Raw genomic sequence first — 20505 nt, forward strand, 5'->3', positions numbered from 1 at the left:
CCTCTATAGGTGGTGAAGCACATGGAACATAAGAAAACATGTCATACAGAAAAAGTAAATACAGAATTTGGGACAATTATCATTGAAGGCCCCCTTCCAGCTTCCGAACTGAGAAAATATGAATTTCACGAACAATTGAACGCTTTCCGCCCAGCTAGAAAACAATTTGATGCTGTTTTGGATATTGCTGACTTTGACGAAGGAAGAATTATAGTAGCCCGAACAAGTGATACCATTATCGGTTATGTTACCTATTTGCATCCTGACCCACTTGAAAGATGGTCCATATTCAACATGGAAGACTTGATTGAATTGGGCGCAATTGAAATTGCACCGGAGTTCAGAGGCTATAAAATAGGTTCAAAATTATTGAGGGTTTCGATGATGGATGAAGCTATGGAAAATTATATAATCATTTCAACTGAATATTACTGGCATTGGGATTTAAAGGGCAAACAAATGAGTGTTTGGGATTACCGAAAAGTGATGGAAAAAATGATGTTTGCCGGTGGTCTTACTCCAGCCCCCACTGATGATCCTGAAATCATTTCCCATCCTGCCAATTGTCTAATGGTGAAAATTGGAAAACATGTAGAAGAGGATTCTGTCCAAAAATTCGACAGGCTTCGCTTTTTAGGCCGAGAAAAGAACAGATCCTTAAGGGAGGGAATTTAATTGTTAGTAGAAGAGATAATGAAAACGGAGGTCATTACACTGCCTCCTGAAGCCTCTATTCAACAAGCCTTGAAACTTTTAACGGAAAACAAAATAAGACATATCCCAATTGTCGATAACGAGAATAAAGTGATTGGTATTGTTTCTGATCGGGATGTGCGCGATGCGAGTCCTTCCATCTTCCATCAAGACACCGATTCAGGCGAATTACAAAATAAAATAGCAACCATTATGAGTCAGCCGGTTATCACCGTCCATCCGCTCGACTTTGTAGAAGAAACTGCTGCTATTTTTTATGAACACGAATTTGCCTGTGTTCCTGTTGTCAGAAATAACGTGCTGGTTGGATTGGTAACGGAAAAAGACATGCTCTATACTTTGATCCAATTGACGGGCACGAATGTCCAAAGTTCACAAATAGAAGTAAAAGTGCCCCACCGGGCTGGGATTCTGCCTGAAGTAGCTGGCATTTTTGGAAAAAGGAAAGTGAATATCAGCTCTGTTCTCGTCTATCCGTATAAAAACGACCCGAATTATAAAATATTGGTTTTTCGCATCCAAACAATGAATCCGCTTCCAATCATAGAAGACTTAAAAGCTGCTGATTATAAAGTGCTGACGCCTGATACTGGAGAGTTATTCCTATGACATGCAAATCTGCATTTATCTATTCGGATAAGTTTACTAACTATCAATTTGCAAACGACCATCCCTTCAATCAATTACGTGTCAAAATGACCAAAGAACTCCTTGATGCAGAATATCTTTTGAATGAAGCCGATATCCTCACACCCAAAATGGCAAATGATGAGGATTTAGCTTTGGTTCATGACAGACAATATATAGATGCTGTAAAAAAAGCGGGAAACGGGAAGCTGACACCGGAAGATGGCTGGGAATACGGGCTTGGAACCGAAGATACTCCGATGTTTCCAAACATGCACGAAGCTGCCGCTTTATTGGTCGGCGGCACGCTTACGGCTGTGGATGCTGTATTGGAAGGCAACAATAAACACGCACTCAACTTAGGTGGCGGACTGCATCACGGCTTTAAAAGAAAAGCTTCCGGATTTTGTATCTATAACGATTGTGCAATCGCAATCAAGTATATAAGACAGAAATACAATCTGCGTATTTTGTACGTAGACACAGATGCCCACCACGGGGATGGCGTTCAATCGGTCTTTTATGATGATCCAGATGTTTGTACTCTATCCATACATGAAACTGGCAGATACCTCTTTCCCGGCACTGGAAATGTAAATGAAAGAGGTCTCAAAAAGGGATATGGTTATTCGTTCAACTTGCCTGTCGACGCTTTTACCGAGGACGAATCATTTCTCGAAGTTTATTCATCCGCACTAAGGGAAATAGCAGAATACTTTCGCCCAGATATAATTGTCACCCAGAACGGGGCAGATGCCCATTGTTATGATCCTTTGACACACCTATGTTCCACCATGAAAACATTCGAGACAATCCCTCTGCTTGCCCATGATGTCGCTCACGAATACTGTGAAGGCAGGTGGATTGCTCTAGGTGGAGGAGGATATGATATTTGGAGAGTTGTTCCTCGAGCATGGGCACAAATTTGGAGCATCATGCATACGGGGGAAATCATAAAAGGAGATATTCCTGCAGTATGGAAGTTAAAATGGGAGCGAGAGGCCCCATGTTCTCTTCCACCTAAATGGCATGATCATCCAGGGATATATAAGGAGATTCCAAGAAAAGCAGAAATCACCGAAAAGAATGTAAAGGTGCTCACACAGGCTCTGCAATATTGCCGAAACTATAAAACATTTTCCAACATAGAAACAAAAAAATAGTCAAGTATCCAATTAGGGTACTTGACTTTATTCTTACTGTTCTTCCAATATGATTATCTCGACACGCCTGTTTTTCCTTCTGTTCTCAGAAGTATCATTATCCGCCACAGGCCTTGTATCTCCATAACCGACCGCGATGAACCTGTCATCCTCCAGGTCGCCGTTTTCGATTAAGTATCTGATAACGCTGCTTGCCCTTGCGCCGGCCAATTCCCAATTTGAAGGAAACCGATAAGTTGATATAGGCACACTATCGGTATGACCTTCCACTCTGACAGGATTGGAAAAATTGTGCAACAGTGTTTCCACTTTATCTAAAAAGGGTTTTCCGTCATCAATTATCTCCGCCTCTGCGGATTCAAATAGCACATTCTCTTGTAAGGTTAACACGACACCCTCTGCTGTCCTGTCTGCCGTTATGTCATTATTCAGGTTATGTTCATCAAGAAATAACCGTATTTCAGTCAGCAGTTCACTCAATGTGTCATCGGCTTCTGTTAGGGGCTGTTCCTCTTCCAGCTCCCCTGCCTCTTTCTCCTGATGGGACTCCTTTTCGGCTGGATCCTCAAGAGGAACAGGAGAAGGATATGAATCGAATATCATGCTGCTCCTGAATGATTCTGCAAGTGCCTCGAACTTCACCACATCGATTTGGGACATGGAAAATAGCAAAATAAAGAAAACGAGAACCAAGGTGACCATATCTGCATATGTAACCATCCATTTTGGCGTCCCTTTATTTGTCCGTTTTTTTGTCCTAGACCTCATGGACCGACTTCTCCATATAATCTTTAAGAACGCCATCTTTAGCTCTTTCTTTCATTTCAGTCGGCAAAAAGGCACCTAACTTTTCTTCCAGAATCCGTGGATTCTGTCCGGATTGGACGCCGATGACACCTTCGATGATAATCTGCTTATAAAAGATTTCTTCATCCGTCTTGTTTTCAAGTTTGCCTGCCATTGGAATGAAAACAAGGTTTGCCAACACTGTGCCATAAAAAGTAGTCAGAAGCGCAACAGCCATGTTCGGTCCCAATGTCGAAGGATCCTGCAAATTGTTAAGCATAAGGACAAGTCCTATCAACGTTCCAATCATCCCCCAGGCAGGAGCGTATTCACCAGCCTTTTCAATGATTGCTCTGCCTTTCCAGTGACGTTCCTCCATCGCTGTTATCTCAGCATTCATTATCTCCGTAATCATGTCGGGCTCTATTCCGTCAACAGCCAGCAATATACCTTTTTTGATAAAAAGATCGTCCACCTCATCCAGTTCATTTTCAAGAGCAAGCAACCCCTCTCTCCTTGCCCTTTCCGATAACCGGATAAAGAGTTGGATAAGCTCTTGTAAATTATGATCATTATTGTTGAAGGCTTCTTTCAACACTCGATGTGTCAACTTGATTTGAGCTAAATTGAAATGGATCAGCAATGCGGCGCATAACCCGCCAATAACAATGAAGATGGAAGACACTTGCAGAAAAGAAGTAAATCCTCCACCATCTCCACTGGAAACAATGCCGAACATCAACATCACAAAACCTAAGGTAATACCGATCGGAGTTAAGATGTCTAGCTTCTTCATAAACTCTCTCCCTAAATGAACTTGTTACCAAGAAGTCCCTTGCAGCTTGTCCATCATGATGCGGTTATTCAGATTTTGTAGAGTTTCTTTCAATGATGCGGTGCGGCAGAATAATGTTCTGGTCTGTTACTTCTTCTTTATTCATGTATTTAGTCAGAAGTCGCATTGCTACCGCTCCAATATCATACATCGGCTGCACGATTGTCGACAGTGTAGGGCGGACCATGGTTGCCAGCCTGGTATTGTCAAAACCGAATACTTCGATATCTTCAGGCACTTTAAGTCCTCTGTCTTGTGCTCCATGAATGACTCCAAGGGCCATTTCGTCAGTAGCCACAAAGATACCTGTCGGTTTGTAGTCAAGCTCCATCAATTGATCTAATGCTTCGATTCCGGAATCATACGAATAATCTCCCATAGTCACCAATTTTTCGTCGAATTCGACATTTTTCTCTTTTAAAGCACGACGATAACCATTGTACTTCTGGTTGTTGATTTCTGTCTCTTCTTGTCCAGTTACGAACGCGGGATGCTCATTACCGTGTTCCAGTAAAAGAGTAGTCGCTTCGTAAGCCGCTTGTTCATAATCGATATTGACCGATGGAGTTGTTTGGGACTGATCAATCGTTGCTGCCAATGCTACGGGTACAGGAGCGCTTTTAAACTGTTGGACATGTTCTTCGCTGATTTTTCCACCCATGAACACAATTCCATCGACTTGCTTCTCCAACATGGTGTTAAGTAAATGAAGTTCTTTATCTTTGTTCTGATCGGAGTTGCTTAAGATAATATTGTAATTATACATCGTAGCTATATCTTCGATTCCCCTTGCAAGTTCAGCAAAGAAGATGCTTGAAATATCAGGGATAATCGCACCTACTGTTGTTGTTTTTTTACTGGCCAGCCCTCTTGCTACTGCATTCGGACGGTATCCCAGCCGTTCAATTGTATTAAGCACTTTCTTCCTTGTAGCAGGTTTCACATTTGGATTTCCATTTACCACCCGAGAAACTGTAGCCATGGAAACATTTGCTTCTCTTGCTACGTCATATATTGTTATGTTCATAATTCATTTCTACCTCCTAATAACTTCTCTGACTGTTACTGCTTTCATTAATAATACGATACTCTGTTATGTTCCGCAATCTTTCCATTCTTTTATACGGGTTGTCTTCAAAAAATGTTCATTTTTTCTTGTGTATTTTCCACTTCAAAAAAAGTATGTTATGGAACATAATTCAGCCCCTGCCTTATAATATCAGGCAAGGGGCTGAATTACCAAGTATAATAACTTGATTTATTGTTTTTTCAACTCTTCCATAAAAGTATTGAAAGTCGGAATATCCATTTGTTGAGCGGAATCAGATAATGCTACTGCTGGATCCGGATGAACTTCTGCCATCACGCCATCAGCACCAATGGCCAAGGCTGCTTTAGCAGCAGGGAGCAGTAAATCCCTTCTGCCTGTAGAATGAGTTACATCCACCATGACAGGTAAATGGGTTTCTTGTTTTAAAATAGGGACCGATGTAATATCCAACGTGTTTCTAGTTGCTTTTTCATAAGTCCTTATTCCTCGTTCACAAAGAATGATGTCTCCATTGCCTCTTGAAATGATGTATTCAGCCGCATTGATGAATTCGGCAATAGTAGCTGATAATCCTCTTTTTAGCAGAACCGGTTTATTTACCTCACCCGCAGCTTTCAGCAGCTCGAAATTTTGCATGTTTCTTGCTCCGATTTGGATAACATCGATGTAATCTATCGCCTTTTCGATATCGGCCGGATTCACAATTTCACTAACTACTGCAAGGTCATATTCATCTGCAACCCTTTTTAAAATTTGAAGTCCTTCCAGGCCTAAGCCCTGAAAGTCATATGGAGAGGTTCTCGGTTTGAATGCACCGCCCCTCAGAAGTTTCAAACCTTGCTTTTTCACCGCATCGGCTACTTGGGAAACTTGTTCATAGCTCTCCACAGCACATGGTCCCATGATGAAATGTTTCTGTCCGTCTCCGAATTGCTCACCATTGATTTCAATGATGGTGTCTTCCGGCTTTTTCTTTCTGGAAACGAGCAGGGCTTTTCGGTGATCATCTTCCTGCAATTCCAAACTAGCCTTGAAAATCTCTTTGAACAAAGCTTCCAAAGTTGAATTTTCGAACGGACCGCTGTTATGCTCTGTAATTAAATCGAGCATCGCCCGTTCACGAACGGGATCAAACCGATTTGTGCCTTGTTTATCTTTAACTTGTCCAATCTGTTGGACAAGTTCTGCCCGTTTATTGATTAGATCAAGTATCTCCAGGTTGACTTGGTCCAATTTCTCTCTAAGCTGATCTAATTCCTCATTGCTCATTCCGAATTCCTCCTTGGTATGTAATCATCGATTAGTAAAAATAATATTAGATGAATAAATAATAATTAGGGATTATTATAGCTAAAATTTCTGTCGTTGTCATTAATAAGTTTATAATATTTTGTAAATTCAAGCTTACCACTTAAAAGGACTAGTGACAAAAAAGGAAAAGGACCCCTGTACAAGACCCTTTTCCTCTATTGTACTTTATTCAATTTGCTGTAAAAGATTTTTCTTTGTTATATTTCCATGAGACTCATTCCAGACAACTTGATTATTCTTAAAAACAAGAACTTGTGGCGACTCGTGCTTAACATCGTATGTTTCTGCGATATGGTTCGATAATTCTCTCGCCTTCTGCACATATAAAACAAATAGTGGAACATCTGTTGCTTCCTCACTGAATAGTTCGAATTCCCGTTTGGCTTCAGCACTTATCGGACATGTCAAACTATGTTTCATCAAGATGAACGACTCATACTGGTTTTTCACTTGTTCGAATTCTTCCTTTGTTTGGATAACCAAAGCCTCCACAAACATCAACTCCTGTAAAAAAGATTTCTGCAATGAAAAAGGCTGCTTACTTGTAAGCAGCCTTTCGGCAAGTTAATAAGTAGTTGTCTTAGAATCTTGTTCTCTTTCTAATTCTTCCGCTGCTTCTTCAATTGCTTTTGCTACTTCTTCAGCAGCTTGTTCCGCTTCTTTTTCGGAACTTTTACGATTTTTAAATGAGTTAGTAGTCTCTTTCACTTTATCCGTCCAGCCTTGGGACTTTTCAGAAGCTAAATCACGCCATTCTGTTCCTTTTTCATAGGCAACGTCTCTCCATTCGCCAGCGCGGTTTCTGACAAGATTGGCACTGTCGTTCAGGTTGTCCCTTAACTCTTTACCCGTTTTGGGAGCGAAAAGTAATGCGACAGAAGCGCCGACAATCCCGCCTATAAGCGATCCAATCAAGAAATCCTTACTATTGATATTTTGATTCTCTGTTTGACCTTGCTCATTTCCCATTTGAATTCCTCCTGTTTTAATTAGACATTTTTGGGGTCTTCACTTTTCTTCTTCTTCCAAAGATTCAGTGCTACGGTACCCCAATTCATCGCTTGTGCAGTCGTTTCTTTATTGCGTTCTGCAACAGATGTCACTTTATTAGAAACGGAACGGATCGAGCTGTTGAATTCTTTGACAGACTCTCCGATTCCTTTGATACCATCAACTAAAGTATTAAGTTTCTGGGATTTGTCGTTAATATCCTCTGCCAATTTGTTAGTTTTATTAAGCAAGGCAGTACTCTCCGATGTAATACCTTCCATTTGTTTTTCCAATCCTTCTAATGTATCTGCAACATCATTAAGGGTTCGCTGTGCGGCTTTAAGAACCATTGCCAAATAGATGACAAGGACTGCAAAAGCTATTGCTGCGATGATTGCTGCGATGTAAAGTAAGTTTTCCATTTCTGATCAACTCCTTCTTCTACTGATTTTTTGTAATAATTGTTACAAAAGGAAAACTTGGATTTAACCCTGATATAGGGAAAATAAATAGTTCTTCTGGTTAAATATACCCTTAACTTTCTAAAGTAAACCCTATTTCAATGAGTTCAGATTGGGATAGATAGAACGGAAACAAAAAAGGGGAGAGATTCTCCTCTCCCCTTATTTCTACATATTATCCGAAATCCCTTTTAAAATTAAAAAAGTTTTTTCAGAATGAAACATCAATTGTGTTGCAGATTTTCATATGCTTGCTGGAATTTTTGAATGTCGCCGGCTCCCATAAAAACTAAAACACTATCTTTATATTGTTGCAGAATGCCGGTTTCGTCCAGTTCAAGCAGGCTGCTGCCTTCAATCAATGTCAGCAGATCATTTATTGTCAAATTCCCTTCATTTTCTCTGGCAGAACCGAAAATGTCACACAAATAAACTTTATCCGCTTTAGTCAAACTATCCGCAAATTCCTGAAGAAACATCTTGGTCCGCGAATAGGTATGAGGCTGGAATATGGCAACGACTGATTTATTTGGATACTTTTTCCTTGCTGATTCAATTGTCGCTTCAATCTCTTTAGGATGATGTGCATAGTCGTCAATCAAGACCTGGCTGCCCGATATTTTTTCCGTGAAACGGCGCTTCACACCTCCGAAGGTGCTGATTTTCTTAATATCTTCGGACTTCATTTCTTCATAGTGACAGATGGCGATAACTGATAATGCGTTCAGTACATGATGGTCACCATAATTCGGTATGGTGAAAGTATCATAATAGGTATTTCTTACAAAGACATCAAAGCTAGTTCCTTCCACGCTCTCTGAAACGTTCTGCGCCTGGAAATCGTTCGTGTTGGAGAATCCGTAATACAACACAGGGACTTTGGCCGTGATTTGTTGAAGATGTTCATCATCTCCACAGGCAATGATTCCCTTTTTGACATTTCCAGCCATCTCCTGAAAAGAATCAAAAACATCGTCGATATCCTTGAAATAATCCGGGTGGTCAAAATCTATATTGGTCATTATTGCATAATCCGGTTCATATGCTAAGAAGTGCCGTCTATATTCACATGCCTCAAACACGAAATATTTACTATCTGTATGTCCCATCCCTGTTCCATCTCCTATTAGATAGGAAATCGGATAAGTCTGTTTCAGTACGTGCGCAAGCAGACCTGTTGTGGATGTTTTGCCATGTGCTCCTGTCACTGCTATGCTCGTGTACTGTTTCAGCCACTCACCTAAAAATTCATGATATCTATAAAAAGTCAATCCTAATTGTTTAGCTTGTTGTATTTCTTCATGATCTTCACTGAAAGCATTTCCCGCAATTACGGTCAATCCTTCTTTGATATTTTCTTTTGAAAAAGGGTAAATGGGGATATTTTTCTCCTCAAGCACTTCCTGTGTGAAAAACCTTTTTTCTACATCCGAACCTTGAACATTTTCTCCTGAATCACTAAGGATTTGTGCCAAAGCACTCATCCCAGTTCCCTTAATACCAATAAAATGGTAAGTTGTCATAAACAAGAACCTCCAAAAAAATGAGTTATCTCTATATGTAGGCATTAATTCACATAGCTACGATTGTCCATAAGCATAATGCCCGATTGCTATCTTACGAGTAAAGGGATTTTTCCCTATTTTACAAAACTAAAACCTATTGAAAGTATTCTACTTTTTCCAAACGTGGATTTGGCCGGTATCGTCTGCCTTCTTTCGCCTCATCTTTTCCATTTAAAAGGACATTATCTCCGGTAAATCCTATATTGATTTTCAATAGGCTTCCTCCTACACCGTACATGTCCACTGGAACTTTTCCTTCTTCGAATTCTCGTATCCGCTGTTCTGTAAATCCACCGCTGACCATGATTTTCACGTGTTTAAATCCTTCTTCATCCAAAGCCCTTCTGAGCGCAAATACCAATTCAGCATTTACACCTCTTGGGTCGAATGTACCCATCAGCTGCTGGTTTCTCAAGAAATATTTGTCCACCAGAGTTCTCGAAGTGTCAAGCCGGACTCCTTTTAAATTCTCGCCGAATTCCCTGGCTACTTTTAAAGAATCCGTAATGACATCATTGTTGTAATCTACCAAGGCCATCAGTTCATCTTCCGGATAGAGAGAATGATATGCCTGGGTGGCTTTCACCAAATCGCCTTCAAACATTTGTATCAATGCATGGGGCATCGTACCCATTCCTTTTTTACCCCACCATTCATTCATCGCATGTGTAGCTTGTGCTGTCGAACCACCGATAAAAGCAGCATACCCATCACCAGCCTGCTGTGTAAAGTGATCATCACGATCACCCATGAAAATGACTGGCTTTTGCTTCCCGGATGTTCTAGCAGCTTTTACCACATTATATACATTTGTAGCCACCGATGTTCTTCTGGCAAGTATTCCGTCTATTATCCCTTCCAGATATCCAAAATACTGATACGGTCCCTTGACCGTTAACACCGACTCAAACGGGCTGATCTTATCGCCGTCTTTTAAGGAATGGATTTCCAGCTCCTCAGGATGGCGGGCAAAAGTATGAAGCAATGCAATGGCTTCATCTGTGCCGCACAGAACTGCATGATCTTTTTGAAAGAATTGCATGGTCACTTCATTTTCTGGAACGACTTTTTCGGCAATTTCCCTGGTTTTCAAGAAGTAGACAGCCGAAAACCATCCTTCTTTTACCCTCTCGTCAAATTTGAATGTTTTATTAGTTAACCGGTTAATTTCTCCGTTCAGTTTTTGTGTAATTTCTTTCATAATTAATTGCTCCTTAAGCATCTGGTAATGTTAATCCAAAAAATTATTCATTTTCTATCATATAAGAACATGGTCTTTACGACAAGTTATTTCCCATTTGATGCAGGTATGTAAACCACTGCCAGGAGACTGCATAATAAAATCCCTGCTATTTCAGCAAGGATTTTATCCAACATTTCCTGCACCAACTAACATTACTTTGTGTTATTTTCATAAAGATATTCCTGGGACTGGGAACCGGAAATCAATACGTCTCTTGGTTTACTGCCCTTTTGCTCGGAGATAATTCCTTTTGCTTCCATGAAGTCTATCAGCCTTGCCGCTCTGTTGTAACCGATTTTGAATCTTCTTTGCAATAAAGAGGCACTTGCACCGTTTTGGTTGATGACAAATTCCACTGCTTCTTGGTATAGTTCATCTTCCTCTTCTTCTATATGTGTTTCTTCCAGAAGCTGCTCTTGCTCAAACAGATATTGCGGCGGTGCAATCCGCTTCACGTAATTTGTTACTCTTTCGATTTCCTCGTCAGACACAAAGGCTCCTTGTATCCGTTTTGATTGCCCTGCGCCGTTCTCGACAAACAGCATGTCACCTTTTCCAAGCAGTTTCTCTGCACCATTGGTATCTATAATGGTTCTGGAATCTACTTGTGAAGATACACTAAACGCAATCCGCGTCGGAATATTTGCTTTGATAAGCCCTGTAATAACATCTACAGACGGACGCTGTGTCGCTAGCAATAAATGAATACCACAAGCTCGAGCCTTTTGTGCAATCCGGCAAATGGAGTCTTCCACGTCCTGCGGGGAAACCATCATCAAGTCTGCGAGTTCATCGATCACAATTACCAAATAAGGAAGATGGTCATCTGTCCGATTTTGTTGCTTCATTTTCTGGTTATATCTTTCAACATCACGGACGCCTTCCTTCACGAATTTTTCGTATCTTTCTTCCATTTCCCCTACCGCCCACTTCAAAGCTGAGGTTGCTGCTTTTACATCGGTAATAACAGGTGAAACCAAGTGAGGCAGCCCGTTATATGGAGCGAGTTCCACCATCTTCGGATCGATTAGCAGGAATCTAACTTCTTCATGGCTAGCCTTATATAACAAGCTGACCAAGATCGTATTTATACACACACTTTTACCAGAGCCAGTGGCCCCGGCAATCAATCCGTGTGGCATCTTTTGGAGATTGGTTACAACTGGGTTGCCTGCAATATCCAACCCGAGTGCCACGTTCAAAGGAGAATCCACTTGTTTGAATTCATTGGCGGAAAATATCTGTTGAAGACCTACAGCCTGCGACTCGGGATTCGGAACTTCAATACCAATCGCATTTTTGCCGGGAATAGGAGCCTCCATGCGTATGTCTCTTGCGGCCATATTCATCTTGATATCATCGCTCAAATTTTTGATTTTACTTACTTTCACACCAAGTTCCGGTTGCACTTCAAATCGGGTTACTGTCGGTCCGCGCATCGCATCTACCACTTTGGCATTAACATTGAAGTGGGTAAGCGTCGTCTCAAGCAGCTGCATTTGCCTTTGCACCCATTCATTATCCTCGTTTGACTTAATAATCGGGTCATCCAGCAAATGAAGCGGCGGGCGTTTCGGTTTTCTTTCTACTACTTGCCCGCTCTTTTTCAACTGGTTCCGTTTATCACGCGGGGTCATAATAACATTGAACGGCGCTCTCCTCCTGGATCTTTCCCTTCTCTCTTCTCCTTGCTGCTTTTCAACTGGTTCAGCTGGTGAATTTCCCGGTTGCTGTTCCGTTTTTATTTCGTCCACTCTACCCTGATCTGGATCGTTTCCTTGTTTATTGTCTTCTCTTTTTCTCTCTTTCTCTTTTTTTGCTCTTTCAAAGTCTGCCAATTGACTTGTTTCCAGTTCCTGGGGTCCATCCTGGATTTGGTCAGGCTCTGAATGCTCTGTTACTTCTTCTTCATAAGTTACCGCCCTGTCGCTTTCTTCTTTATATTCCTCAACTGGTTCAGGCTCCGGCATGTATATGTGTTCATTTTGAGAAGGTTGGTTCAATTGCTCGACTCTTTCCATTTCCTCCTGTGCTTCAGATTCAGGTTTCTCCTCTTTCCTTAGATACGCAGGTATCTCTTCCTCATGCTTCTTCCGTTCCCTGAAACCATAAATAGGTGAAGGAACTTCAGTTGGCATAAATCGTTTAGGTTCCTGAGCTTGTTCAGACTCCTTGTAAAAGTTTGGTTCCCGGCTGGGCTGTTCCCGTTTTGGTACTTCTTTTGCCTGATAATCCGTTTGTTGTTGTTGTTTCTGCCTGGGTTCTCTACTGGAAGTCGGTTTGTCAGGGATCATAGGAAACTTGAAAGGTCTCTCTTTTGGATACTGATAGGAAATACGAGTTTCGACTCGGTTGTTCCCACGCTCTCTTAGTTCCTGTGTCCTTGAAGGCTGGTCGTTTATCTCTGATTCTGGTTCCTCATCTGCCAGAAGTTGCTTTATTCTTTTCTTCAACTGCTCCCACATTTTCATTCACTCTTTCTTTACTACAAAGTTATGAATCTATTTTATCAGTTTTTTCCTCTTTAATGGATAATTAATAAGAATCATCTTGTATATTTACAGCATTTTTCTAAAAAAGCCTTTGTCTTCAATTCAGACAAAGGCTTTTCCCGGTTCCCTATATAGTTAGAAGTTAAACTCCTGACCGACTTCATAGCTGTCTTCCAATACATAAATCCCTTTTTCTTTTGGTGCATTGGGAAGACCCAGTTCTTTCTGTGAACAAATCATGCCATATGAATCGATTCCGCGTAGTTGGGTTGGTTTTATTTCCATACCGCTGGGCATTACGGCCCCGACTTTTGCAACGACAACTTTCTGGTCTTTGTCTATATTAGGCGCCCCACAAACAATTTGAAGGGTTTCTCCTCCCACGTCCACTTTACAAACACTAAGCTTGTCTGCATTTTCATGCTGCTCTTTATCTGTCACATAACCAACTACAAACTTAGGAGACAAATCGACATCAAAGGAATCGTTCAAACCATTTTCGTTAAAGACCGTTCTGATTTTATCCGCCAAATCATCCGTCAACCGGATTTTACCAGTTTCAGCGACTGGAAGATGGTTGGTTGCATTAAAAATGTTATAACCTAATACTTCATTTGTATTTTCATCGATTATTTTAGCTACATCATTATACTTTTCAAAAGTCGTGCTGTTTCTATCCCCTTGTTTTAATGGAATAATCAAAACATCCCCAAGGCCTTTCGGATTGTAAAAAATATCCAAACCTTATTCATCCTTTCTCGACTGTTATTCTTTTTCTGGTCTGTTTTTTGCGAGTATGAAAATCGGCTCCAAGTGCTTGTCTTCATATAGAAATGGCAGAGAAGTAATCGGAACAGTACCCTCCGCGAAAAATTTCATCGTCATTTGGGCTAATATGTCATATCCCATTTTATTTTGAATGTCGGCAAAAATCAATACGTCCTGATGTGGTACGGCCACTGCAAGTTCACCAAGACTGTTTGCTTTCATTTCTTCCAGCAGCGACTCGTTCAGTATGCGGCTGGCATCATAACCATCCTTACTGGCCATAAAGTAAAAATCGTTGTCGGCGACCTTGTCATGTTTTAAATCAGCTGGAAGGGAACGGACATTGAAACTGGCCACTTCCCGGATCCGGTCAACCGTCCACCCCTCCTGTTCCAGCATTTCTTCGTCGATCAACTGATACGATTTCCCAAGGTCGACGGCATAGTAAATTCTCGTTTCAGCCGTATGTTCTGTTTGGACAAGTTTTTTCCCCGCATTATTTTTCTTTGGGAAAGAAGTGGAACGAATAACAGGGTAAATATGCTGTTCTTTTCCATTCAAATCATTGGCCTGATTCATGATGCGCAAAGCTTCTGTAACATGGTCTTCCAATTCATCAATTGCCGACTCGCCACGCTGTTCGTACTTTGCAATCACATTGGGAAGTGTAATGGAAATACCTTTATGGGTGTCTTTCCACTCGACACGGAATGTATCGTTATCCCGGTTGAAAGAAACGTTCCAATCAGGATTGTTTAATCTTTCTTCTAATTTCTTTTTCATCTTGATACTTGTCATTCTCATTTCAGTTCCTCCTTTATAGAAGAAAATAACTAAAGCTATTTTAGCACTATATCCTGTAAGTACAAAAGAATGCACTCATATTGGCTGCAAATGCAAAAAAAAGCTGTCCGATTTCAAAAGAAGAAAAGCGGGACAGCTTTTTTTGTCAGTAATCAATCATATTCGATTTTCATATCACCTGGTTGGATAAGTCCTTTTTTACGCAGAAATTCCGAAATTGCAAAACTGATTACAGCAGGACCGATGATATGCAAAAAGAGGATCATCCATAGAATTTGGAAAGTAAACCCCATCGATTCGAATGTCATTATTTGTCCGACAAAGCCCGCTGTCCCCATGCCAGCTCCAGAAGGATTATTGACCATATCGAACCATACGGTGGCAAACGGTGCAAGAATCATCCCTGCAATCGTTGGCGGGAGAATGATTACAGGCTTTTTCAAGATGTTTCCAACTTGGAGCATCGACGTCCCAATCCCTTGGGCTAGAACTCCTCCTATGCCATTTTCCCGATAACTCGCCGCTGCGAAGCCTACCATTTGGGCGGCACAACCAACTGTCGCTGCCCCTGCTGCTATTCCATCAAGTGACAGCATTAAGGCAATAGCAAGACTTGATATGGGTGCTGTCAAAGCCCAGCCCATGAGTACGGCTACGATTATGCCCATTATAAATGGCTGTTGTTCCGTTGACCACTTTATTACGTCACCGAACCAAGTCATAAATGAGTTGATAGGCGGACCAATAAAAGTTCCAGCACAATAGCCTACTGCAATTGTCAGAAAAGGGGTGAGCAGAATATCGATTTTCGTTTCCTTATAAATCAATTTCCCGAACTCGGTCGCCAGTAAAGCTGAAACATAGCTTCCAGCCGGACCACCGAGTTCCGCCCCGAAAGCTCCACTGTATAATGCAGCAAAAATAACAAGGGGTGGAGCTTTAAGGCCATAGGCAATGGCGGCGCCTATGGCACCACCCCAAATTTTGGCATCCATTGCGAAGGAACCCATTTCAACGAGTGGATCAAAGTTCAACTGTTCTCCGATTGTTTGAATTATCAAACCGATGATCAATGAAGAAAACAGCCCAAGGGCCATGTAACTTAGAGCCGTTATCGTATATTCCTTAAGTGAAAGAGTGACGCCTTTTCTATGTAAGAACGAATTCATCCATCCACTTCTCCTTTTCATTAGAACTCAATAAGTTTAATCTTACACAATCTGATCCGTAAGCACAATGACAAGAATCGCCGTTCATTTATCATTTACGTCGATAATTGTCATTCTTTTTAAATAACTTTATAATACTTATATAAAATTCAGAAAAATGAGGGGGAGGCACTATGCACACTATACGGCAGAGGCTGCGCTTAATTTTAAGTCTGTCCATTATTAGTATCTTGATTTTAGGCGGATTGTCGATTTATTTTTCAAACATGTATTCAAACTGGGCCAAAGAAAAAGAAGAGGTCCAATCAGCACTCTTACATAGTGATCAAATTAAAAATGAACTGGCGGAAACCCGGCAAAAGGAACAACAATTCCTACATAACCCATCAGAAGATACCGCCAATGAAACAGAGAAAGCCATTATACATCTACAAACGACAGCAAAGTCATTCGCAAACGAGCACAGCAATCATAAAGAAATATCTGCTCATTTCAACGACATTAGCAATCTTGCTGAATCCTATAAGGAGCAGTTGGCACCAATGGTCAACATGTACAGGATGGTAGGATTTACCGAAGACGAAGGACTGAAAAAAACGATCAGTGACTCTTATGATAGCTTTCATTCCATCGTCGACGATTCGGAAAACCTCTTGTTAAAAAATGCTTTAATGGAAATAAAAGTGCTTGAGAGCGACCTTTTAACAGGAGGAGAAACGGACCAGTCGAGCCTCGAAACTAAAACACAAGCATTCACAAACTTGCTGGGCGAATCGGAAGTTGCTGAAAGTGAGCAAAAAGAAATTACCAGCAACCTGCTTAAATATCAACAATCTCTTAATACCGTAACAAATACGTTGACGCAAGCAGAAAAAATAACGGAAACTTTTTCTCAAGTAGCAGATGATGTCACCTCGAAAGTAGACGATGTGCAGACAGACGTTGAAAACATACATAATCAAATCACTTCAAACCAGAACAAGGCAGAACAAACAATGCTCATCCTGCTCGGAGTTATTGTTGTTTCCATCCTATTGATCATGTCTACAACCGGCATTATTCTAAACCGGTCGATTACGAAGTCGATTCGTATATTAAAAGAAGGCGCACGAAATATCGGAGAAGGAAATCTGTCTTATCGAATTTCTTTGAATACAAAAGATGAAATGGCTGAATTGGGAGATACATTTAATATAATGGCAGCTAAAATGGAGACTTCTATACTTAAAGTGAAAAGCGCCTCTGAAACACTCGGGCATTCTTCGACGAATTTGGCAGCTGTCTCAGAACAATCGGCAGCCCAGACAGAAGAAGTGAATGCAGCCATTAATCAAGTAGCAGCAGGATCACAGGACCAAGCACAACAGATTGAAGAAAGCACTCTGCTGATCGAGCAGACTGTCAGCGCAATCGACCGTACCTATACTTCTACCCAGGAGATTTCCAGAGCTCTGAAACTAGCTGAAAAAGAGGGTGAAAATGGACGGCAGACTGTTCTTGAATTGGAATCATCTTCTGCTTCTTTCATCGAATTAGCCGCTCATCTATCATCCGAGGTTAAACTTGCAGCAGAACATTCCCAGGAAATAAACGCAATCGTCTCAACGATAGAGGATATTGCAGACAGCACGAACCTTCTTGCTCTTAACGCTGCAATAGAATCTGCACGGGCAGGAGAAAGTGGAAGAGGATTCGCTGTCGTTGCAGCGGAAGTAAGGAAACTTGCAGAAAGATCCAAACACGAAGCAAGCCAGATTCATGAATTAGTTAGCGAAATGCATCAGCAAATGAATACACTCACCACTGAAGCAGATAAATTCAGTCTTTACCAACAAGGCCAGGAATCTGCCGTAAATAAAACAAAAACTACTTTTGACCGTATTTCTGCCCAAATTTATGATATAAACAATAAAATCGGCGGGGTGAAAGATTCCGTAGCAGAAGTAACCGGAGTAAATGACGACTTGAAGAAAAAATTGCTTGAAATCAAGGCTATTTCCGAAGAAGCAGTCGCCACAACGGAAGAAGTCGCAGCTTCAAGTGAAGCACAAACACAGTCGATTGAAGGAGTAAGCCATGCATCGATCGAACTTCAAAGCCTTTCTCAAGAATTATCGGCCGAGGTCAGTCAATTCAGTATTGAGGAAGCCATACGACCAGAACACGACCAAAACATGGCTAGAAACCAACCCATAGAAGATTTTCAGGAGGTAGACGAATTGCCCTTACATATTCCAGCCCATGAAGAAGCAGCTGCAGCCAAAGAAATGGAATTGCCGGAGGATGGGACGGCGAACAAAAGCTGAATTAAAACCTCTTTGATTGGCAAGTCTGGCGGAATGTCATTACAATAGAAATAAGATTGCCTAATCAATTAGTCAGAAAGGGTGGAGAAGTTGGAATTTACCATTTATTTAGCAGGACAAATTCATGATGACTGGAGAAAAGAACTACGAGACAAAGCTGAAGAAAGAGGGCTTGCTTTGAATTTTGTCGGTCCTCAAGAGAAACACGACCGTTCAGATTCTATTGGTGAAGACATTTTGGGCAAACAGCCTGGAAAATTGTACCGTGATAAAGCCGCATCGGATATAAATAATTTCAGAACAGAAGTCCTTATGCAGAAATCCGACATAGTCATTTCCTTATTCGGAGAGAGCTATAAGCAATGGAACACGGCAATGGACACCTCTCTGGCTATTGCTATGAACAAACCGACGATTATCATCCGTCCGGAATCACTGATTCATCCTCTAAAAGAATTATCAAACAAAGCAAATGTCACGGTTGAAACGATCGATCAATCAGTAGAAGTTCTAAGTTATTTATTTGAATAGACAAACGAAACGCTGAAGGTTTGTACCTTCAGCGTTTTATTTGTGCGAATTCGTATTGACCTTTCAATAACTTCAAAACATGCGTAAACATTTCTTCCCTGCTGATTAATTCATTTGTAAAAATGCCTACTGCCCCTTCTTTTTTCCTAACATCTTGTTTCTGGGAATATTCGTCCATTACTGGTCCGAGCTCAATCCCTTTTTGGAGCTGTTCGGCAACCTCTGTTGGCAGAGGTATTCTGGCCCCGCTGGCCAAATAAGTATCCCCCTGATGATTGACAAGTGCTCCCCAATTACACAGGAACAGTTCATCGCCTATTTCCATGACTCCTCCCTCGAGGCCTATTCCAATATCCGATTGGTTTGAAGAAGCACATTCTCTTGCTCTATTCACTGCCCCTTCTAGTGTCTCTTCATCGGAAAAAGGTTGCAAAGATACTTTTGAAGAAACATCCATTTCTTTTATCTCAGCATCTGGAAAAACATTTCTGACTGAGTTCACCTTTGCAGGATTCAGGGATCCAACAGTTATCTTCATTTGTTTAAAACCTTCTCTCTAGTACTTACAAAATATTTTATGATCAGCCGTTCTTTTTAATCTCATTAACAGTTGACTGATCTGTCGCTTTTACCAGTTTTACTAATAATTCTTTTGCAGCTGCATAATCGTCCACATGAATAATGGAAGCATGAGTATGAATATAACGAGAGCAAATCCCTACCACTGCTGAAGGAACTCCTTCATTTGTCAAGTGCACACGCCCGGCATCCGTCCCGCCTTGAGAAACGAAATACTGATATGGTATATCATTCGATTCAGCCGTATCCAATATGAATTCTCTTATTCCTCTGTGCGTGATCATCGATCTGTCGAAAATACGTAGGAGAGCACCTTTACCTAATTGGCCGAACTCTTTGTCATCTCCGGACATGTCATTTGCAGGTGAAGCATCCAATGCATAGAAAATATCTGGATCGATCATATTAGCTGCAACTTGTGCACCCCGCAATCCCACTTCTTCCTGGACAGTAGCCCCCGAATAAAGCTGGTTAGGCAGTTCCTGACCTTTCAGCTCTTTCAATAGTTCGACAGCCAACCCGCATCCATAGCGGTTGTCCCATGCTTTAGCTAATATCTTCTTTTCATTGGCCATTGGGGTGAATGGCGTAATAGGAACGATTTGCTGGCCAGGCCTGACACCGATCCGTTTTACATCCTCTTCGTCATCGGCACCAATATCAATCAACATGTTTTTCTGCTGCATCGGCTTCTTTCTTTGATCTTCCGTTAAGTTATGAGGTGGAATAGAACCGATCACACCTGTAACAGGTCCGTTGTCTGTCATAATTTGAACCCGCTGAGCAAGTAGAACTTGCGACCACCAGCCGCCTAAAGGCTGGAAACGGATCATCCCGTTTTTTGTAATTTGAGTGACCATGAATCCAACTTCATCCATATGACCGGCCACCATCACTTTCGGGCCCTGTCCATGTCTTACACCAAATATTCCTCCAAGTCTATCCTGAACGATTTCATCTGCATTTTTCTCCAATTCCTGTCGCATGAAATCTCTGACAAGATGTTCATTTCCTGGTGCACCTTGCAATTCAGTTAACGTTTTAAAAAGTTCAAGCGTATCTTTATTCATATGTATAACCTCCAACTTTTATCAACCTGTAAATATTGTA

Annotated in this window: 20 protein-coding genes; 5 read left to right on the forward strand and 15 right to left on the reverse strand. The window is 41.2% G+C overall.

The window, feature by feature from the left end; translation table 11 throughout:
* Window positions 1-21: 21 nt before the first annotated feature.
* The 3 genes from CZ434_RS00315 to CZ434_RS00325 are packed head-to-tail and all read left to right on the forward strand — an operon-like array spanning window position 22 to window position 2504.
* On the forward strand, window positions 22-675 hold the full coding sequence (locus tag CZ434_RS00315) for a GNAT family N-acetyltransferase (protein WP_077621238.1): 654 nt from the start codon (window positions 22-24) through the stop codon (window positions 673-675).
* Complete coding sequence (locus CZ434_RS00320; protein WP_077621239.1) at window positions 676-1323, forward strand: acetoin utilization AcuB family protein; 648 nt, start codon at window positions 676-678, stop codon at window positions 1321-1323.
* On the forward strand, window positions 1320-2504 hold the full coding sequence (locus CZ434_RS00325; RefSeq protein WP_077621240.1) for an acetoin utilization protein AcuC: 1185 nt from the start codon (window positions 1320-1322) through the stop codon (window positions 2502-2504). Before CZ434_RS00320 ends, CZ434_RS00325 begins: the two co-directional genes overlap by 4 nt.
* A gap of 33 nt (window positions 2505-2537) precedes the next feature.
* Here CZ434_RS00325 and motS read toward each other — a convergent pair whose 3' ends face one another.
* The 13 genes from motS to CZ434_RS00390 form a co-directional block, all read right to left on the reverse strand.
* Window positions 2538-3272: a flagellar motor protein MotS gene (motS, locus tag CZ434_RS00330; RefSeq protein ID WP_077621241.1), complete on the reverse strand. Its 735-nt coding sequence runs from the start codon at window positions 3270-3272 to the stop codon at window positions 2538-2540.
* Window positions 3262-4086: a flagellar motor protein MotP gene (motP, locus tag CZ434_RS00335; RefSeq protein ID WP_077621242.1), complete on the reverse strand. Its 825-nt coding sequence runs from the start codon at window positions 4084-4086 to the stop codon at window positions 3262-3264. The genes motS and motP overlap by 11 nt, the downstream gene beginning before the upstream one ends.
* Before the next feature lie 64 nt (window positions 4087-4150).
* The gene (ccpA, locus tag CZ434_RS00340) at window positions 4151-5152 is read right to left on the reverse strand and encodes a catabolite control protein A (protein WP_077621243.1); all 1002 of its coding nucleotides are present in this window, start codon (window positions 5150-5152) and stop codon (window positions 4151-4153) included.
* Between the two features lie 231 nt (window positions 5153-5383).
* Complete coding sequence (locus CZ434_RS00345) at window positions 5384-6445, reverse strand: bifunctional 3-deoxy-7-phosphoheptulonate synthase/chorismate mutase (protein WP_077621244.1); 1062 nt, start codon at window positions 6443-6445, stop codon at window positions 5384-5386.
* Window positions 6446-6652: 207 nt separating this feature from the next.
* Window positions 6653-6979 carry a bacillithiol system redox-active protein YtxJ gene (ytxJ, locus tag CZ434_RS00350; RefSeq protein WP_425441983.1) on the reverse strand — a complete coding sequence of 109 codons (327 nt, stop codon included), beginning with the start codon at window positions 6977-6979 and terminating at the stop codon, window positions 6653-6655.
* 72 nt (window positions 6980-7051) lie between these two features.
* Complete coding sequence (locus CZ434_RS00355) at window positions 7052-7456, reverse strand: YtxH domain-containing protein (RefSeq protein ID WP_077621246.1); 405 nt, start codon at window positions 7454-7456, stop codon at window positions 7052-7054.
* A 20-nt stretch (window positions 7457-7476) separates the two neighbouring features.
* Window positions 7477-7899 (reverse strand): DUF948 domain-containing protein, encoded by a 423-nt coding sequence (locus CZ434_RS00360; protein WP_077621247.1) that lies wholly within the window; start codon window positions 7897-7899, stop codon window positions 7477-7479.
* 263 nt (window positions 7900-8162) lie between these two features.
* Window positions 8163-9461: a UDP-N-acetylmuramate--L-alanine ligase gene (gene murC / locus CZ434_RS00365; RefSeq protein WP_077621248.1), complete on the reverse strand. Its 1299-nt coding sequence runs from the start codon at window positions 9459-9461 to the stop codon at window positions 8163-8165.
* 136 nt (window positions 9462-9597) lie between these two features.
* A complete protein-coding gene (locus CZ434_RS00370) occupies window positions 9598-10704 on the reverse strand; it encodes a nicotinate phosphoribosyltransferase (RefSeq protein ID WP_077621249.1) in 1107 nt (368 codons plus the stop codon).
* A gap of 194 nt (window positions 10705-10898) precedes the next feature.
* Entirely contained in the window at window positions 10899-13211 is a 2313-nt protein-coding gene (locus CZ434_RS00375; RefSeq protein WP_077621250.1) for a DNA translocase FtsK, read from the reverse strand.
* A 162-nt stretch (window positions 13212-13373) separates the two neighbouring features.
* Window positions 13374-13979 carry a YtpR family tRNA-binding protein gene (ytpR, locus tag CZ434_RS00380; RefSeq protein ID WP_077621251.1) on the reverse strand — a complete coding sequence of 202 codons (606 nt, stop codon included), beginning with the start codon at window positions 13977-13979 and terminating at the stop codon, window positions 13374-13376.
* Between the two features lie 24 nt (window positions 13980-14003).
* The gene (locus CZ434_RS00385; RefSeq protein WP_077621252.1) at window positions 14004-14810 is read right to left on the reverse strand and encodes a DUF1444 domain-containing protein; all 807 of its coding nucleotides are present in this window, start codon (window positions 14808-14810) and stop codon (window positions 14004-14006) included.
* A 152-nt stretch (window positions 14811-14962) separates the two neighbouring features.
* Complete coding sequence (locus tag CZ434_RS00390; RefSeq protein ID WP_077621253.1) at window positions 14963-15979, reverse strand: PTS sugar transporter subunit IIC; 1017 nt, start codon at window positions 15977-15979, stop codon at window positions 14963-14965.
* A 173-nt stretch (window positions 15980-16152) separates the two neighbouring features.
* Here CZ434_RS00390 and CZ434_RS00395 point away from each other — a divergent pair, with 173 nt between their 5' ends.
* Together CZ434_RS00395 and CZ434_RS00400 are read left to right on the forward strand one after the other, a co-directional pair.
* A complete protein-coding gene (locus CZ434_RS00395; RefSeq protein WP_077621254.1) occupies window positions 16153-18285 on the forward strand; it encodes a methyl-accepting chemotaxis protein in 2133 nt (710 codons plus the stop codon).
* Between the two features lie 90 nt (window positions 18286-18375).
* A complete protein-coding gene (locus CZ434_RS00400) occupies window positions 18376-18816 on the forward strand; it encodes a YtoQ family protein (RefSeq protein WP_077621255.1) in 441 nt (146 codons plus the stop codon).
* Between the two features lie 28 nt (window positions 18817-18844).
* Here CZ434_RS00400 and CZ434_RS00405 read toward each other — a convergent pair whose 3' ends face one another.
* Both CZ434_RS00405 and CZ434_RS00410 read right to left on the reverse strand, forming a co-directional pair.
* Window positions 18845-19354, reverse strand: coding sequence for a DUF84 family protein (locus CZ434_RS00405; RefSeq protein ID WP_077621256.1), 510 nt, complete (start codon window positions 19352-19354; stop codon window positions 18845-18847).
* 43 nt (window positions 19355-19397) lie between these two features.
* Window positions 19398-20465, reverse strand: coding sequence for a M42 family metallopeptidase (locus CZ434_RS00410; RefSeq protein WP_077621257.1), 1068 nt, complete (start codon window positions 20463-20465; stop codon window positions 19398-19400).
* Window positions 20466-20505 lie beyond the last annotated feature (40 nt).

Source organism: Sediminibacillus massiliensis (genome assembly GCF_900156915.1).
Taxonomy (GTDB): Bacteria; Bacillota; Bacilli; order Bacillales; family Amphibacillaceae; genus Sediminibacillus_A; species Sediminibacillus_A massiliensis.

Bases quoted from the DNA above. Each gene is read 5' to 3' on its own strand.
- CZ434_RS00375 (WP_077621250.1), bottom strand. From the start codon at position 13,211: ATGTGGGAGCAGTTGAAGAAAAGAATAAAGCAACTTCTGGCAGATGAG.
- CZ434_RS00405 (WP_077621256.1), bottom strand. From the start codon at position 19,354: ATGAAGATAACTGTTGGATCCCTGAATCCTGCAAAGGTGAACTCAGTC.
- CZ434_RS00355 (WP_077621246.1), bottom strand. From the start codon at position 7,456: ATGGGAAATGAGCAAGGTCAAACAGAGAATCAAAATATCAATAGTAAG.
- motP (WP_077621242.1), bottom strand. From the start codon at position 4,086: ATGAAGAAGCTAGACATCTTAACTCCGATCGGTATTACCTTAGGTTTT.
- CZ434_RS00410 (WP_077621257.1), bottom strand. From the start codon at position 20,465: ATGAATAAAGATACGCTTGAACTTTTTAAAACGTTAACTGAATTGCAA.
- CZ434_RS00325 (WP_077621240.1), top strand. From the start codon at position 1,320: ATGACATGCAAATCTGCATTTATCTATTCGGATAAGTTTACTAACTAT.
- CZ434_RS00395 (WP_077621254.1), top strand. From the start codon at position 16,153: ATGCACACTATACGGCAGAGGCTGCGCTTAATTTTAAGTCTGTCCATT.
- CZ434_RS00385 (WP_077621252.1), bottom strand. From the start codon at position 14,810: ATGAGAATGACAAGTATCAAGATGAAAAAGAAATTAGAAGAAAGATTA.
- CZ434_RS00370 (WP_077621249.1), bottom strand. From the start codon at position 10,704: ATGAAAGAAATTACACAAAAACTGAACGGAGAAATTAACCGGTTAACT.
- motS (WP_077621241.1), bottom strand. From the start codon at position 3,272: ATGAGGTCTAGGACAAAAAAACGGACAAATAAAGGGACGCCAAAATGG.
- murC (WP_077621248.1), bottom strand. From the start codon at position 9,461: ATGACAACTTACCATTTTATTGGTATTAAGGGAACTGGGATGAGTGCT.
- CZ434_RS00315 (WP_077621238.1), top strand. From the start codon at position 22: ATGGAACATAAGAAAACATGTCATACAGAAAAAGTAAATACAGAATTT.
- CZ434_RS00360 (WP_077621247.1), bottom strand. From the start codon at position 7,899: ATGGAAAACTTACTTTACATCGCAGCAATCATCGCAGCAATAGCTTTT.
- CZ434_RS00345 (WP_077621244.1), bottom strand. From the start codon at position 6,445: ATGAGCAATGAGGAATTAGATCAGCTTAGAGAGAAATTGGACCAAGTC.
- CZ434_RS00390 (WP_077621253.1), bottom strand. From the start codon at position 15,979: ATGAATTCGTTCTTACATAGAAAAGGCGTCACTCTTTCACTTAAGGAA.
- ccpA (WP_077621243.1), bottom strand. From the start codon at position 5,152: ATGAACATAACAATATATGACGTAGCAAGAGAAGCAAATGTTTCCATG.